General features: G+C 36.0%; 15 protein-coding genes. 12 read left to right on the forward strand and 3 right to left on the reverse strand.

Annotation, left to right across the window (positions count from 1 at the left end; translation table 11 throughout):
- Positions 1 to 44: 44 nt before the first annotated feature.
- From lpxC to H6F47_RS16055, 7 genes are all read left to right on the forward strand, one after another.
- The gene (gene lpxC / locus H6F47_RS16025; RefSeq protein ID WP_096570433.1) at positions 45 to 893 is read left to right on the forward strand and encodes a UDP-3-O-acyl-N-acetylglucosamine deacetylase; all 849 of its coding nucleotides are present in this window, start codon (positions 45 to 47) and stop codon (positions 891 to 893) included.
- 89 nt (positions 894 to 982) lie between these two features.
- Positions 983 to 1,498 (forward strand): 3-hydroxyacyl-ACP dehydratase FabZ, encoded by a 516-nt coding sequence (gene fabZ / locus H6F47_RS16030; protein ID WP_096570431.1) that lies wholly within the window; start codon positions 983 to 985, stop codon positions 1,496 to 1,498.
- A gap of 346 nt (positions 1,499 to 1,844) precedes the next feature.
- Positions 1,845 to 2,660: an acyl-ACP--UDP-N-acetylglucosamine O-acyltransferase gene (lpxA, locus tag H6F47_RS16035; protein WP_190346547.1), complete on the forward strand. Its 816-nt coding sequence runs from the start codon at positions 1,845 to 1,847 to the stop codon at positions 2,658 to 2,660.
- A 316-nt stretch (positions 2,661 to 2,976) separates the two neighbouring features.
- On the forward strand, positions 2,977 to 4,131 hold the full coding sequence (lpxB, locus tag H6F47_RS16040; RefSeq protein WP_190650000.1) for a lipid-A-disaccharide synthase: 1,155 nt from the start codon (positions 2,977 to 2,979) through the stop codon (positions 4,129 to 4,131).
- Positions 4,132 to 4,292: 161 nt separating this feature from the next.
- The gene (locus H6F47_RS16045; protein ID WP_137665959.1) at positions 4,293 to 5,576 is read left to right on the forward strand and encodes a DNA cytosine methyltransferase; all 1,284 of its coding nucleotides are present in this window, start codon (positions 4,293 to 4,295) and stop codon (positions 5,574 to 5,576) included.
- 39 nt (positions 5,577 to 5,615) lie between these two features.
- On the forward strand, positions 5,616 to 6,404 hold the full coding sequence (locus H6F47_RS16050) for an endonuclease (protein ID WP_137665960.1): 789 nt from the start codon (positions 5,616 to 5,618) through the stop codon (positions 6,402 to 6,404).
- A gap of 2 nt (positions 6,405 to 6,406) precedes the next feature.
- Entirely contained in the window at positions 6,407 to 6,970 is a 564-nt protein-coding gene (locus H6F47_RS16055) for a Uma2 family endonuclease (protein ID WP_137665961.1), read from the forward strand.
- Between the two features lie 52 nt (positions 6,971 to 7,022).
- On the opposite strand, the gene H6F47_RS16060 is transcribed toward H6F47_RS16055, so the two are convergent.
- On the reverse strand, positions 7,023 to 7,865 hold the full coding sequence (locus H6F47_RS16060) for a prohibitin family protein (protein ID WP_137665962.1): 843 nt from the start codon (positions 7,863 to 7,865) through the stop codon (positions 7,023 to 7,025).
- Between the two features lie 190 nt (positions 7,866 to 8,055).
- Here H6F47_RS16060 and nfi point away from each other — a divergent pair, with 190 nt between their 5' ends.
- From nfi to H6F47_RS16075, 3 genes are all read left to right on the forward strand, one after another.
- Positions 8,056 to 8,721, forward strand: a complete 666-nt coding sequence (gene nfi, locus H6F47_RS16065; protein ID WP_190650001.1) for a deoxyribonuclease V — start codon at positions 8,056 to 8,058, stop codon at positions 8,719 to 8,721.
- Positions 8,722 to 8,857: 136 nt separating this feature from the next.
- Complete coding sequence (locus H6F47_RS16070) at positions 8,858 to 9,391, forward strand: FHA domain-containing protein (protein ID WP_190650003.1); 534 nt, start codon at positions 8,858 to 8,860, stop codon at positions 9,389 to 9,391.
- 163 nt (positions 9,392 to 9,554) lie between these two features.
- On the forward strand, positions 9,555 to 11,525 hold the full coding sequence (locus H6F47_RS16075; protein WP_190650005.1) for an FHA domain-containing protein: 1,971 nt from the start codon (positions 9,555 to 9,557) through the stop codon (positions 11,523 to 11,525).
- A gap of 129 nt (positions 11,526 to 11,654) precedes the next feature.
- On the opposite strand, the gene H6F47_RS16080 is transcribed toward H6F47_RS16075, so the two are convergent.
- Positions 11,655 to 12,833 carry a glycoside hydrolase family 10 protein gene (locus H6F47_RS16080; protein WP_236103946.1) on the reverse strand — a complete coding sequence of 393 codons (1,179 nt, stop codon included), beginning with the start codon at positions 12,831 to 12,833 and terminating at the stop codon, positions 11,655 to 11,657.
- Positions 12,834 to 13,296: 463 nt separating this feature from the next.
- On the opposite strand from H6F47_RS16080, the gene H6F47_RS16085 reads away from it, so the two are divergent.
- The gene (locus H6F47_RS16085) at positions 13,297 to 14,025 is read left to right on the forward strand and encodes a GDSL-type esterase/lipase family protein (protein ID WP_190650007.1); all 729 of its coding nucleotides are present in this window, start codon (positions 13,297 to 13,299) and stop codon (positions 14,023 to 14,025) included.
- Between the two features lie 111 nt (positions 14,026 to 14,136).
- Positions 14,137 to 14,571, forward strand: coding sequence for a hypothetical protein (locus H6F47_RS16090; protein WP_096570415.1), 435 nt, complete (start codon positions 14,137 to 14,139; stop codon positions 14,569 to 14,571).
- A 129-nt stretch (positions 14,572 to 14,700) separates the two neighbouring features.
- On the opposite strand, the gene H6F47_RS16095 is transcribed toward H6F47_RS16090, so the two are convergent.
- Positions 14,701 to 14,946 carry a hypothetical protein gene (locus H6F47_RS16095; protein WP_190650009.1) on the reverse strand — a complete coding sequence of 82 codons (246 nt, stop codon included), beginning with the start codon at positions 14,944 to 14,946 and terminating at the stop codon, positions 14,701 to 14,703.
- Positions 14,947 to 15,020: the final 74 nt, after the last annotated feature.

The following is a 15,020-nucleotide window of genomic DNA, read 5'->3' on the forward strand; positions in this document are numbered from 1 at the left end:
CAAATGAGTAACAAAAAGCAAAATCATATATTGGTTTTTAGGCTATGCACCAACACACATTAGCTGGGGAAATTATCCACAAAGGTGTGGGACTGCATAGCGGTGTAAATACCAGGGTGCGGATACTACCAGGAGAACCGGGAAGCGATCGCTATTTTGTGCGGGTGGATTTGCCCAATTCGCCGATAATTCCTGCTAAAATTGCAACAGTTAATCAAACTGTTCTCTCGACTCAGTTGGGGACAGATGAGATTTATGTTCGCACGGTAGAGCATTTGTTAGCGTCTTTGTCCGCTATGGGTGTGGATAATGCGCGGATTGAAATTGATGGGCCAGAAGTACCGCTGTTAGATGGTTCTGCTCAAATTTGGACTGATAGTATTGCTGCTGTGGGTTTGGTATCACAGTCTGTTGGTGATGAATCAGCGCCTATAGTTATCAAAGAACCTATTTCGGTTCATCAAGGTGATACTTTTGTCTGCGCTTTTCCCGCACCAGAAACCCGTTTTAGCTATGGGATTGATTTTGATGTACCTGCAATTGGTAATCAATGGTACAGTTTCTCATTATCTAGTAATCTAGAAAATACGGAAAATTCCTTTGTGACAGAAATTGCACCGGCTCGTACTTTTGGGTTATTACATCAAATTGAATATCTGCAAAAATCAGGATTGATCAAAGGTGGCAGCTTGGATAATGCTCTTGTTTGTGGTGCTGATGGTTGGCTAAATCCACCGTTAAGATTTGCAAATGAGCCAGTACGTCATAAAATCTTGGATTTAGTGGGAGATATTAGCTTATTAGGTAAATTTCCTGTTGCTCACTTCTTGGCTTACAAAGCTAGTCACAATCTCCATATTCAGTTGGCAAAGAAGATTTTAGAATTTTGCTGAGGAATTTGGCTAAAAATTAACTAAAATTTAAGATTGTACGCTATTTTCTAGCCTACTTAATTTCCAGATTCTTATAAAATATAGTACCAATGTCAACTCTCACCCAAGCTAATTCTACTCAAGTGACTACATCTGAAGGAGAACATCAGGAAACCAATACACCGGCAATTAAAACAACCTTCACGGTGGAAGAGATTCAGCAACTGCTACCGCACCGTTATCCTTTTTTGCTTGTCGATAAAATTATTGACTATGTTCCTGGAAAATTGGCTGTGGGTGTAAAAAACGTTACCTTTAATGAACCTCAGTTCCAAGGTCATTTCCCCGGACGCTCATTGATGCCTGGTGTACTCATTGTAGAAGCGATGGCGCAGGTTGGAGGGGTTATTATGACCCAAATGCCTGATATACCAAAAGGACTGTTTGTGTTTGTGGGTATTGATAAAGTCCGTTTCCGTCGCCAAGTCGTACCTGGTGATCAGTTAATTATGACAGTGGAACTGTTGTCTATTAAGCAGCGTCGTTTTGGTAAAATGCAAGGACGAGCCGAAGTTGATGGACAACTGGCTGCTGAAGGGGAGCTAATGTTTTCTTTGGTTAGCTAAGTTTAGCTAAGTTTAGCTACAACTAGGCTGAATTTGGCTTTTTAGATTTGGGGCATAGCCGTAAACTGCCCTAAGTCAATTATAAGTAAGAATAACTGTAAACACGAAAAATCACAAGCGTATTTACTGTTGGCTGGACTTTGATCAGACAATTTTGGATTTAAGGTTTAAGATTTGTTTCAATAATAAATTTAGGTACTTGTACCCTTTTGTTATTTTTAGATAGCTATCTTCAATCCAAAATCTAAAATCTAAAATCCAAAATTCGTTATCCTCACACATAACACACATAACTTATTTTGCCCGACACTTTTTTTTCAATGAACTCAGTTCTGGAGAGTCACCCTTGAAGACACTTATTCATCCAACTGCTGTAATACATCCTGATGCGGAACTCCACTCAACGGTGCAAGTCGGTGCTTATGCTGTGATTGGAGCGAATGTCAAAGTCGGACCGGAAACTGTAATTGGCGCTCATGCAGTTTTAGATGGTCTTTGTGAAATCGGGGCGGGAAATCATATTTTTCCCGGTGCTGTTATTGGTATGGAACCCCAGGATCTCAAGTATGTGGGAGAACCTACTTGGGTAAAAATTGGTGATAATAATGCTATTCGTGAGTATGTAACTATTAACCGCGCTACTGGCCGGGGTGAGGCGACGATCATCGGTAACGGTAATTTACTGATGGCTTATGTTCATGTTGGACATAATTGCGTGATTGAGGACTCGGTGGTTATTGCTAATTCTGTGGCTTTAGCGGGTCATGTTCACATCGAGTCAAGAGCCAGATTAAGCGGGGTTTTAGGTGTTCATCAGTTTGTACATATCGGTGGTATGTCTATGATTGGTGGGATGACTCGCATTGATCGAGATGTTCCTCCTTATATGTTGGTTGAGGGCAATCCATCACGGGTGCGATCGCTCAATTTGGTGGGGTTAAAACGCTCAGGAATGCCCGCTAAAGATTTCCAATTGCTGAAAAAAGCTTTTCGCATTCTCTACCGTTCTGATTTGCTGTTTAAAGAGGCTTTGGCAGAGTTGGAATTGTTGGGAGATACCGCACAGTTGCAACATCTCCGCCGTTTTCTGCTATTGTCGCAAATGCCAGGAAGACGCGGTTTAATTCCTGGAAAGGGAAAGAGTCCCGCGAGTGATGAATGATGAATCATATCTAGAACAGAAGTCACTCGATTTTGGATTGAAGATTTTGGATTTTGGATTGACGTTAGCGAAGCGTACACAGCGCAGCGAGTATTTCTCCGTTTTGAAGGACTCAGACCTGTATCAAATTTTTTAATCTAAAATCTAAAATCTAAAATCTAAAATTCCCAGTCAGGAGTCAGGAGTCAGAATATTTGGTAAAACAGTAGATTATAATTGGGATGATTTTTGGCTTAACCTGGAAAAGCTAATTGCTTATAAATCTAAAATCTAAACTCTAAAATCTAAAATCTAAAATCTAAAATCTAAAATTCAAATGCGGATATTTATCAGCACTGGGGAAGTTTCTGGCGATTTACAAGGGGCGTTATTAATTACGGCGCTACAAAATCAAGCTCAAGCTTTGGGGTTAAATTTAGACATTGTGGCCTTGGGTGGTGAGAAGATGGCCGCAGCAGGGGCGACAATTTTAGGGGATACTAGCGGTATTGGTTCGATGGGTATAATTGAAGCTTTGCCGTATTTTATTCCTACTATTCAGGTACAAAAAAGGGCGATCGCCTATTTACAAAAAAATCCCCCTGATATCATAGTTTTGATTGATTATATGACTCCTAATATCGGGATTGGTAGTTATATGAATGAACATTTTCCCGATGTTCCTGTGGTGTATTACATCGCGCCTCAAGAATGGGTGTGGTCGATGAGTTTGGAGAGAACTAAAAAAATTGTTAGTTTTACAGATAAGCTATTAGCAATTTTCCCAGAAGAAGCTCGTTATTATCAAGAAAAAGGGGCTAAAGTTAATTGGGTGGGTCATCCTTTAGTTGATAAAATGGCTAATGCACCGAGTCGGGAAACTGCACGGGAGATGTTAGGAATTAAAGAGGGAGAAATAGCGATCGCTCTTTTACCTGCTTCTCGTAGCCAAGAATTAAAATATTTATTACCTGTCATTTTTCAAGCTGCTCAAAATATTCAATCTAAGTTACCAACAGCGCGGTTTTTTATTCCTTTATCTTTGGAAAAATTTAGAGATAAAATTGAAAAATCTATTCAAAATTATGGTTTAAAAGCAACAATATTATCTGGTAAACAACAGGAAATTTTTGCTGCTGTAGATTTGGCAATTACTAAATCTGGAACAGCAAATTTAGAGTTAGCTTTAGCTAATGTTCCCCAGGTAGTAGTTTACAGTCTTAGTCCTTTTACTGCTTGGGTTGCGCGGAAAATTCTTAAAGGTTCAATTCCCTTTGCTTCACCTGTAAATTTAGTTGTGATGCGGGAAATTGTTCCAGAATTTTTACAGGAACAAGCAACAGTAGAGAATATTACTCAAGCAGGAATGGAATTATTATTAAATACTGAAAAGCGGGGAAGAACTTTATTAGATTATCAAGAAATGCGGCAATGTCTGGGAGATTTGGGAGTGTGCGATCGCGCTGCTAAGGAAATTTTAGAAATGCGGTGATTGGTAATTGATAATTGGTAATTGGTAATTGGTGATAAGATTTATTATATTGTTCCCTATTCCCTATTCTCTAATTAAATAGAAAAAATAAGTCTGTAGGGGTTTAGCACTACTCAACCCTTACAATTTATAATGTTATATTGATAAACAATAACTAATCAATGATGAAAAAAAGACCCATAGCAGTTGATTTGTTTGCAGGTGCAGGAGGAATGACCCTGGGTTTTGAACAAGCTGGTTTTGATGTCCTTGCTGCTGTAGAATTAGACCCTATACATTGTGCAATTCATCAATTTAATTTTCCTTTTTGGAAGGTGTTATGTAAAAGTGTAGAAGATACCACAGGATTAGAAATTAGAAATAGTAGCGAAATTGAAAATCAAGAAATTGATGTTGTTTTTGGTGGTCCACCGTGTCAAGGGTTTTCATTAATTGGTAAACGGTCTTTTGATGACCCCAGAAATTCTTTAGTGTTTCATTTTATTAGGTTGGTTTTAGAATTACAACCTAAATATTTTGTCATGGAAAATGTTAAAGGAATGACAGTAGGTAAACACAAAGAATTTATTGCCGAAATTATTGATACTTTTGAAAATAACGGTTATAAAGTAAATCATAATTATCAAGTTTTAAATGCTGCTAATTATGGAGTACCGCAAAATCGAGAAAGATTGTTTTTACTAGGTTGTCGTCGAGATTTAGAATTACCAAATTATCCTGATAAAATCACCCATCCAGCTAAATTAAATACTAACTCAAAAAAAGCTGTTAAACTACCTGCAACCCCTACGGTGTGGGAAGCATTACAAGATTTACCAACAATTGAAAATTACCCAGAATTATTACAACAAGATTGGGTTTTAGCTGAATTTGGTAAACCCAGTAAATACGGGATGAAAATGCGTAATCTGTGCATTGCTAATAATAATTATTCCTACTCCCGTAAATTTGATCATCACATTTTAACATCGAGTTTAAGAACAAAACATAGTCCTGCATCTGAAGAAAGATTTGCGTCAACTCCTCATGGTAAAAATGAACCAATTAGCCGTTTTTATAAACTCGATCCTGACGGTTTATGTAATACATTAAGAGCAGGAACAGCTAGTAATAAAGGTGCTTTTACCTCTCCTCGTCCTATACATCCATTTACACCAAGATGTATCACTGTTAGGGAAGCTGCGCGTTTACACTCCTTTCCTGACTGGTTTAGATTTCATCCCACAAAATGGCATGGTTTTAGACAAATTGGTAATTCTGTTCCTCCACTTTTAGCGCAAGCAGTAGCAGCGGAAATTATTAAGGTTTTGAATGTGGAAGTTGAACAACCCACAAGTGTTAAAATTTTAGATGAACTTAGTTTATTAACACTTGATATGTCAGATGCAGCTAAATATTTTGGAGTGAACCCTCATGTTATAGAACCTAGAACAAGAAAAAAATGATTATCACTCAACGATGTTTTTTACCAAGGAATAAGTACCATGAAAGAAGGTTTATATAACTCGGTTATTATCGGAATTTTCCAACGTTATTACACAAGTGGATTGGAATATTTTGAATTTAATCGGAATGAACTACCTGAAATTGCTCAAGAGTTAGGTATTCAATCAGCTAAAAATTTAGGAGATATTCTCTATTCTTTTAGATTTAGAAAACCACTACCTAAAGTAATTACAGATACTGCTCCCGAAGGGTTAGAATGGATTATTGAATTAAATGGTACTGGTAACTATTGCTTTCGACTGGTAAAGATTAATCGGATTATTCCCAATCAAAATTTAATACCAATTAAAATACCGGATGCAACACCTGAAATTATTAATCAATATATGTCAGGTGATGAACAAGCTCTTTTAACTAAAATCCGATATAATCGTTTAATAGATATATTTCTGAGCATTACAGCATACTCTTTACAAAATCACCTCAGAACTAATGTTAAGGGTATTGGACAAATAGAAATAGATGAGGTTTATGTTGGTGTGAATAACAATGGTATGCAGTTTATCATACCTGTTCAAGCAAAAGCAGGAAGTGATCAACTTTCTGTGGTACAAACCAAACAAGATATTAGTTATTGTTTTGATAAATTCTCTAGCTTAGTTTGTCGTTCGATATCAGCACAATTTATGAACAATGGACTTATTACTATGTTTGAACTTTCAATATATGAAGGTGAAGTAAAAATAGTCCAGGAGAAGCATTATAAACTTGTCCCAGCAGATCAAATTACAGAAAATGATTTGCAAAATTATAGGAATTTTACATAATTATGACTGTCACCAAATCTTTATCACTAACACTAGAACAGTTTCTCAAATTACCAGAAACTAAACCACCAAGTGAGTATATCAACGGCGAAATTATTCAAAAACCCATGCCAAAAACTCGCCATTCTCGACTTCAAAGTAAAATCATTAATACCGTAAATCAAGTCACAGAACCAAATAAAATTGCTTATGCTTTTCCAGAGTTACGTTGTACATTTGCAGGTAGATCAATTATTCCAGATATAGCCATTATTCGCTGGGAAAATATCGCCTTTGATGATAATGGTGAACCAGTAGATGATGTTGTGATCGCACCAGATTGGACTATAGAAATTTTGTCTCCAGAACAAAGTTCTAATAGAGTGACTGGCAATATTTTACATTGTATTAAATATGGTTGTCAACTTGGATGGTTAATTGATCCAGATGATAGATCAATTTTGATGTTTCAACCTCAAAAAGAACCAGAATTAAAATATGCAAAAGATGATTTAATTATCTTGACGGGAGTTGAATTAAATTTAACAGTAGAAGAAGTATTTGGTTGGTTAAAAATGAGTGAGTAATCAAATACCCAGATCCCCGACTTCTTCAAGAAGTCGGGGATCTTAATAAAAACTAATTTCTCTTCTGTCCAGTAGCTAAATCATTAGGATTAATATTAATCAAAGGAACAGCACCATTACCACCCATCACCATCGGGAAACGACCATCCCATTTTTCTATTGCTTGCTTTTGCAATAATTCCGGTGTTAAAGTCAATCTTTGTAATCTTTGTGCTTCAGCTTGACCTTTAGCACGGTTAACTTCTGCTTGTGCTTCTTGGGTCGCTTTTTGGGCAATAAAACTTGCTTGTTTTGCTTCTTGTTCCGCTATTTGTTTCGCTTCGATCGCTCTACTAAACTCTGGAGAAAAGGAAAAATTGACTAAAGATACATCATCTACAATTACACCGTAAGGTTCTAAACGACCTTTTAAATTTGCGTCGATTTCTTCTTTTAATTCTGTGCGTTTTGTGATGATTTCTTCAGCAGTTTTTTTAGCTGTAGCTGCTTTCAAAACTTCGGAAACTGCGGGTGTCATAATCCCATTAACAATTAATTCTTCATCTCCAACTTGTTGAAAAACTCGGTTCACTTTCAACGGATCAATGTGCCAGTTTACCGCTAATTCTGTGGTAATTTTTTGCAAATCTTTAGAAGCAGCACCAGCATTAAAACTATTTTGTTGCACGCGCACATTGAGCTTTTTAACTGTTGTGACAATGGGAATAATTGGGTGTAATCCTTCATCTAAAACTGTATCTTGTACCTTTCCAAACTGCATGACAACACCCCTTTCACCAGCATTGACAATGGCAAAAGGACGCAGCATCATCGCTAAAAACAAGAATAATAATCCTCCACCTAAATAAAATACAATTTGCGAATTGTGAAGGACATTGATGTTATTATTTCTCATTGCTGTATGTTCCTTAAATCAACTGTATGTGAGAGTAGCTATCAGATAAAAAAATCAAGATTTATACAGAAAACTTAGCAAAAAGTTACATGGGGTTGAATGTTTAGTCTATATATAGATAAGATACAAAATTAAAATTAGGCATTTCGGAAAATCAAGATTTTGATCACAATTTAAATAGACAAACAATATGCAAATTCCACAAATTCATCCTTGGCCATCTACCGTTGAAGAAGCGATCGAAATTCAAGAAACTTTACGAAATCAAGTTATTACCACAGATCAACTCAACACACCTATTCAATACGTTGCAGGTGTGGATATGGGTTTTCTGGAAGATGGTACAATGTGCCGTGCAGCGGTAGCAGTGTTAAGTTTTCCTGACTTGAAAGTTGTGGAAACAAGCCTAGCATACCGTCCTACATCGTTTCCTTATATACCTGGATTTTTATCTTTTCGGGAAATACCCGCTATTCTTGATGCCTTGGAAAAAATTAAAAATATACCTAATATAATATTATGTGATGGTCAAGGAATTGCCCATCCACGCAGATTTGGAATAGCTTGCCATTTAGGTGTTTTAGTGGATATACCAACCATAGGTGTAGCAAAATCTTTACTTATTGGCAAATATGAAGAATTACCAGCAGTTAGAGGAAGTTGGCAACTATTAATACATACAAATGAAACAGTAGGCGCAGTTTTACGGACTCGTACTGGAGTTAAACCTTTATATATCTCCACAGGCCATCGTATTAGCTTACCTACAGCAATTGACTATGTATTACGGTGTACACCTAAATATCGGTTGCCAGAAACTACCCGCATTGCTGATAAACTAGCATCTAACAGATAAAGTATAAAAAGTATACATGGTGAAGATAATCATTCTTTAATTTTAATTCTCAAGACTTGCTAAATGGCTACCAATCATGTTAGGAATCCCACAGCATAAAGTTGAATTCATTAAATATTAACGTTATCTAAAAATCATGAATGTACTAACTTTACAGTGGCAAGAAGCAGGTCAAAATAAAATTCAACAAATTTATGAAAAACATAACAGCAAAAACGCTGGTACTTGTCGCATTGGACGTGATCCAGCAAAGTGTGATATTGTTTTAACTCATCCAACAGTATCCGGTTTACATATTGAAATATTTTTTGATTCTCAAAAGCAACGTTTTTATATTAGAAATTTACGGGAAATAAACCCCCCACAAATAGATGGTAAATCTTTAGTTAAAGGGGAAATAGCTTTAAATGAAAAAAGCATTATTTATTTAGGACAACAACAACTACAAGTTACGGCAATTTCTGTTAGTAGTATTCCCTCTACCATCATAGTCCAACCACCAAAACAACCCGTACATCATCATAAACCGTCAATTCCAACACAACCAAATCCGGTGTATGGTTTAGACTGTCCTAAATGTCATAAAGTTTCCCCACCAGAAAATTTACAAATAGGTTGTCCTTGGTGTGGTACATCTTTAGCTGCTGCTGTTAGTGTACTTATTGGGTGATTGGTGATTGGTGATTGGTGACTGGTGACTGGTGACTGGTGATTGGTGACTGGTGATTGGTGACTGGTGATTGGTGACTGGGAAAAACCACTAATAACTAACAACTAATAACTAACAACTAATAACTAACAACTAATAACTAACAACTAATAACTAATAACTAATGACTAATTTACAAATTCAATTAAGTTGGGAAGATCCAACAACGGGAGAAAGACGAGAACCTAAATTAAATGTCCCTATTGCTTTTGGTCGAGAATTTGCCAAGTTACCAACAGAAATTAGGGGTCAGCGTGTTTCGCGGATGTTATTAAATAGTAATGAAGTTTCTCGTTATCATGCTTTAATTGATTGGGAACAAGATTGGGAACAAAATAATTTTGTAGTTATTGATCAAAATAGTGCTAATGGTGTTTATGTTAATGGACAAAAACAAACACGCTGTCAGTTAGCTAATGGTGATACTTTGCAAATTGGACCTTATATGATTACTGTCCAGTTTGGATTAAATACTGTTATTCCTACACCTAATAATCCTTCGACTATTCAATTTAATCCTAATACTAATCTTCCAGATCCTAATAGATCTCCAGTTCGTCCAGTTACACCTTTAGGAAGTAATTTTCCACCTTCGGAATTTCAGAATCACAAAGTTGATTTACAAGCTATTCATGCTACTGGTTTACCTATTGATGAATGTGATTATTTAGCCGTTGGTGCTGGTTTGGGTAGTTTTATTTGGGTTGATTTATTAAGAATTAGTGGTGTTAAATCTGAAAAGATTATTGCTGTAGGATTAGAATCAAAACCTTATGCACGTTATCAGCGTTTATGTTTAAATTCTCAAATTCCTTTACATGAAAGATTGCGTTCTAATTCTGATTCTTGTCCTGATAATATTTGGGGATGGCCTAGTTATGCTTTGCGAGAATCTTGGCATGATTTAACAAAAGGTCAGATCAATTCAGCTTTTCAATATTTATGGCAAGTTTTTAATGAACCAACTTTTGCAGAAACTTATACGCCCCGTGCGGGTAATGTTTTTGATTCTATAGATCGGGAAGCTAAACGTATTAGTTGGGATAAAATTTATCGTTATGGTAGAGTCAGAGCAATTAGAAAAACGGAAGATGGTAGATATTGTGTTGCTTATTCTCGTGGTCCGGGAAATTATGCTTTTTTAGTTTGTCGTTATTTACATTTAGCTACGGGATATCCCGCTATTCAATTTTTACCAGATTTACAAGCTTATCGGGAAAAATATCAAGATTTTAAATCTGTAGTTAATGCCTATGAAGACCATAATCATGTCTATGAACAGTTAGAAAAACAAGGTGGTACTGTTTTAATTAGAGGAAGGGGTATTGTAGCTTCACGAATTTTACAACGTATTTATGAGGTGAGAAAACAAAATAGAAATATTACAGTTTTACATTTAATGCGATCGCCTAAACCCCACGGTAACAAATTTCAAAAAGCCCAACGTCCGGTTAAAAATCACTACGAGTTGCAACCTTTTAACTGGCCAAAAGCTTGTTGGGGTGGTGAACTACGAGTCATGTTAGAAAAAGCCACCCCAGAAGAACGTCAAAGGTTATTATCTGACTGGGGAGGAACTACTACCGCAGATCGTGGAGACTGGCAAAGAATCACAGAAGAAGGTATTAAAGAAGGTTGGTATCAAATTACTTTTGGTCAAGTTGTTAGTGTAGAAAGAGATGCCCAAAACCACACTATTACCCATATTCAAGAAAAGGGTTTTGGGGAAATGAAATTAACTGCTGATTTTATTATTGATGCTACCGGACTTGATGCCAAAGTTAAAACTAATCCCTTATTAGAAGATTTAGTTGAACATTACAAACTACCTTTAAATCATTTAGAAAGATTAGTAGTAGCCAACAATTTTGAATTAGTAGAAATGCGAAATACTCAAGGTCAAATGTATGTATCTGGGGCAATAACTTTAGGTGGACACTATGCAGCAGTTGATAGTTTTTTAGGTTTGCAATATGCGGCTTTAGTTGCTGTGGATGGGATGTATATTGTCCGTGCGCCTGGTGTGAAAAAGTTAAATACTTTTAGTTCTTTAAATCAGTGGATAAAATGGGTTTTTAATCAAGCACCATCATAGGTGACTGGTGACTGGTGACTGGGTAATCAATTTTATGTTTCCCAATAAACTATCAACTATCACTAATCACCTATCACTAATCACCTATCACTAATCACCTATCACTAATCACCAATATCCAATCAACAATTATTCTGCTGCTAATCGTAAAGCAGGATAGGGAAAAAGTTGTTTAAATCCTGCAAGACGGTCTTTGAATGACTCCGAAGCATTATTCCAAAGAGTTTCATAATAAAAGAAAACCACACCTAATCCTTGTCTTTGGGCAGTTCTCACTTGATTTGTAATTTGTTGCATTGATACGGGGCTAGTTCTTAAACCTGCCATTATTCCCACTCCAGTTGGGATTAGTTGTTGTGCTTCTTGCATTTCTGGACGGGAAATTTTAGCAGAAAAACTGTTTAAATCAGAACGATAAACTTGTACAATTAGTTCATCTACGATGTTTAATCTTACCCAATTTAACCAGTCTTGCAATTGTAATTTATATGCAAAATCGTAGTAATTAGGTGAAACTGAAAAAATTACTTTTGGTTTGATTTGCTTAATTCTTTGATTAAGTCTCACCATGAAATCTGTAATTTTATCTGCCCTCCATTTTACCCATTCTGGGTCTTGAGAATCTGCTGGGGGATCTTTTTCCATTTCTTGGCGATATAAATCAACTGTATATTGATCGTAACCAAATTCATGGGGTAAACTTGTATGATCATCAAACTGGATACCATCAATATCATAATTTGATGTTAGTTCTACCAAGAGATCGGTAATAAATTGTTGTACTTCTGGATGAAAGGGATTTAACCATGTCACTTCACCGGCTGCACTAACAGAAGTTTCGCTACCATCCCGCTTTTTTGTTAACCATTCTGGTTTATTTAATGCTAGTTCTGAAGTTTGGGGAGTCATAAAACCAAATTCAAACCAAGGAACTACCAGTAAATTTTGACGATGGGCTTGATTAATTACATCGGCAAGAATATCATGGCCATCTGAACCACGAAATACAAAAGGTTGAATTTCTAAATCTTTGGCTATCTTACTGGGATACATGACATAACCAGAATTCCAAACTACGGGATAAATAGTATTGAAATTGAGCCGACGCAATTTAGTAACAGCATCGTTAACTTTGGTGCGATCTTTAAAGACGTTAAGATCATTGTTGGTAATCCATACACCTCTAATTTCTTGTCTTGGTATTTGGGCGTTAACGGGTGTAAAGGTATTTGTTAATAAAACAGTGACAAAAGAAATTAAAACCAAAAAGGGAAACAACCTTTTAAAAAATTTGTGATGCCCACTCATTGTTTTTATATGTTGCCAATATGAAGAAAAAAAATTGAATTTCACTCTTGGGTAAGAGGTTTGAATTAACCATTTATGCAGCTGTCTAAAATTGCGAAGTAATTTATGATTCATATTTTCTGAGGGTGTGTAAAATGTAAGTATTCAGCTATCAGCAATCAGGAAACAGCTAATAGCCAGGATTCAGAGGTTTTAATTTCAGGTTAATTTCAGGAATGTTATTTATCTGCATCTGTGTCTTTTCATTCTTTGTATTTCATATTTCAGGTACTGACGGAAACCGACGGTTGAATGCTTACGTTTTTGACGTAACTACTTCAAATTAGTGCCTGGTTTAATAGTCCTAATTTGAAATTTTGGATTTTGGGTTCTAACTTTGTGCATAAAAGATAAAAAATATACCATACAATAGTGTAATAATGTCTAGAATATTGTAGAGATATCAATTACATTCTTGTTTAAGATGCAAACTGTAAAACCTTCCTCCTCAATGCTGTCTATTACGCCAAAACTATGTCAACCTTTAAAAATAGTCGCCTTGGGGGATAGTTTAGTATATGGATATGGAGACTATGAAAAAGGTGGTTGGGTAGAACAACTGCGCCGATGGTGGATGTTACCGGATAGTGTGGGTCATGTGCTTTATAATTTAGGGGTCAGGGGCGATCGCACTCAGCAAGTCTCACAACGGTTAGAAGTGGAATTTCGTCACCGGGGAGAAATTAGAAACCGAGTTCCTGATTTAATTATCCTCTCTGTTGGCGTTAACGACTCACCCCGTTTAGGTCGTCCCACAGGCAAAAATTATACAGATTTTGCGGAATTTGAAACAGCGATCGCCACATTATTAGATCAAGCACAACAACTTTGTCCAGTCCTCTTTGTCGGTATGGTCCCGGTTGATGAAAGCAAAATGCCTTTTCTCGATTGTTTATATTACAATCATGCTGACCAATATCGCTACAAAGAAGCTACCCGTCAAGCTTGTGAACAACGAAAGATTCCCTATTTAGACATATTTGATCAATGGATATCACACAGTCAAATCTGGAGAAGTGAACGCATGACAGCAGATGGACTTCACCCTAACACTCTTGGTTATCAAGACTTATTAGAAGCTGTCCTTAACTGGTCAGAACTATCTCAATATCATTGTCAAGTAGATTATCACTTGAAATTAGAACACACTTAATATTTAGATTCCTGACTTCTTAAACAAGTCGGGTATCTATTTTCAATCAACAAATTTATGATTTTATATATTCTGACTCCTGACTCCTGACTCCTGACTCCTTGAAATATTATGACTCCTACTTTATTTGGTCGTTGGCAAACTCGATTATTATTATTAGCAACTGTTGGTGTATTAGTATCTTTACCTTTTACACTGGGGTTAATAGGTTCTGGTGCAAATATTGTTTATTTTTTCATTCTTGCTTATGTTGCTATCTTTGGTTTAGGTTGGGATGTTGTTTATAATTATCTGCAAAAATCACGCTGGGATAGAGACTGGCCAGCAGCTTATCAATTTTTTGCAGGTATTTGGGAGATGATATTTGTGTTTTGTGGAGTAAAGATTTTTGGTTTTTTACCTATACCTATACCAAAAGAGGAATTATCAATAGGGGCGTTTTTATTACATTATTCTGTAGTTTGGTTGGCGGTTTTTATGAGTTCGCAAAGTTTAATGAGAATTATTTTTCCCCGTTGGCGTTTTCGTGGTGGACAGTGGTTATAAAAGATAGAGTTTTTTTTCACGCAGAGGCGCAGAGGAGTACGCAAAGTTTAATGGTTAAATGTTTATGTGGGTTATCTCAAATTTTATCTTCTAGATTATGATGGGAAATAAATTTTCTAGTGATTCATCTTACAACACAACTTTTAAAGCTTTCTCGATAATATTTACATATTCTTCTACTTTATACATTTGATAGGCAATTTGATCAATTTGATTTCTCATTTCTATTTGTCTCAGTAAAACTGTTTCTAAATCTGCTCTACCTACTTCTTGTGAAACTCTATTTGCAATCACTTCTAAAGTACGAAGATTACTAAATCTATCTTGATCATATCTCTTAACTTTAATCCCACATTCCGCACCCTCAACTGTCACAGATCAAAAAAGCCATTAAAGTAGTACATAATAACTAAAGGTAACTTAAAAGTTAAGAGGCTTAATGAGAGTAA

Source organism: Sphaerospermopsis sp. FACHB-1094 (assembly GCF_014696195.1).
In the GTDB taxonomy this organism is placed as follows: Bacteria; Cyanobacteriota; Cyanobacteriia; order Cyanobacteriales; family Nostocaceae; genus Sphaerospermopsis; species Sphaerospermopsis kisseleviana.

Bases quoted from the DNA above. Each gene is read 5' to 3' on its own strand.
- lpxC (WP_096570433.1), top strand. From the start codon at position 45: ATGCACCAACACACATTAGCTGGGGAAATTATCCACAAAGGTGTGGGA.
- lpxB (WP_190650000.1), top strand. From the start codon at position 2,977: ATGCGGATATTTATCAGCACTGGGGAAGTTTCTGGCGATTTACAAGGG.
- H6F47_RS16080 (WP_236103946.1), bottom strand. From the start codon at position 12,833: ATGAGTGGGCATCACAAATTTTTTAAAAGGTTGTTTCCCTTTTTGGTT.
- nfi (WP_190650001.1), top strand. From the start codon at position 8,056: ATGCAAATTCCACAAATTCATCCTTGGCCATCTACCGTTGAAGAAGCG.
- H6F47_RS16090 (WP_096570415.1), top strand. From the start codon at position 14,137: ATGACTCCTACTTTATTTGGTCGTTGGCAAACTCGATTATTATTATTA.
- H6F47_RS16060 (WP_137665962.1), bottom strand. From the start codon at position 7,865: ATGAGAAATAATAACATCAATGTCCTTCACAATTCGCAAATTGTATTT.
- H6F47_RS16055 (WP_137665961.1), top strand. From the start codon at position 6,407: ATGACTGTCACCAAATCTTTATCACTAACACTAGAACAGTTTCTCAAA.
- H6F47_RS16070 (WP_190650003.1), top strand. From the start codon at position 8,858: ATGAATGTACTAACTTTACAGTGGCAAGAAGCAGGTCAAAATAAAATT.
- H6F47_RS16050 (WP_137665960.1), top strand. From the start codon at position 5,616: ATGAAAGAAGGTTTATATAACTCGGTTATTATCGGAATTTTCCAACGT.
- H6F47_RS16045 (WP_137665959.1), top strand. From the start codon at position 4,293: ATGATGAAAAAAAGACCCATAGCAGTTGATTTGTTTGCAGGTGCAGGA.
- fabZ (WP_096570431.1), top strand. From the start codon at position 983: ATGTCAACTCTCACCCAAGCTAATTCTACTCAAGTGACTACATCTGAA.
- H6F47_RS16085 (WP_190650007.1), top strand. From the start codon at position 13,297: ATGCAAACTGTAAAACCTTCCTCCTCAATGCTGTCTATTACGCCAAAA.
- H6F47_RS16075 (WP_190650005.1), top strand. From the start codon at position 9,555: ATGACTAATTTACAAATTCAATTAAGTTGGGAAGATCCAACAACGGGA.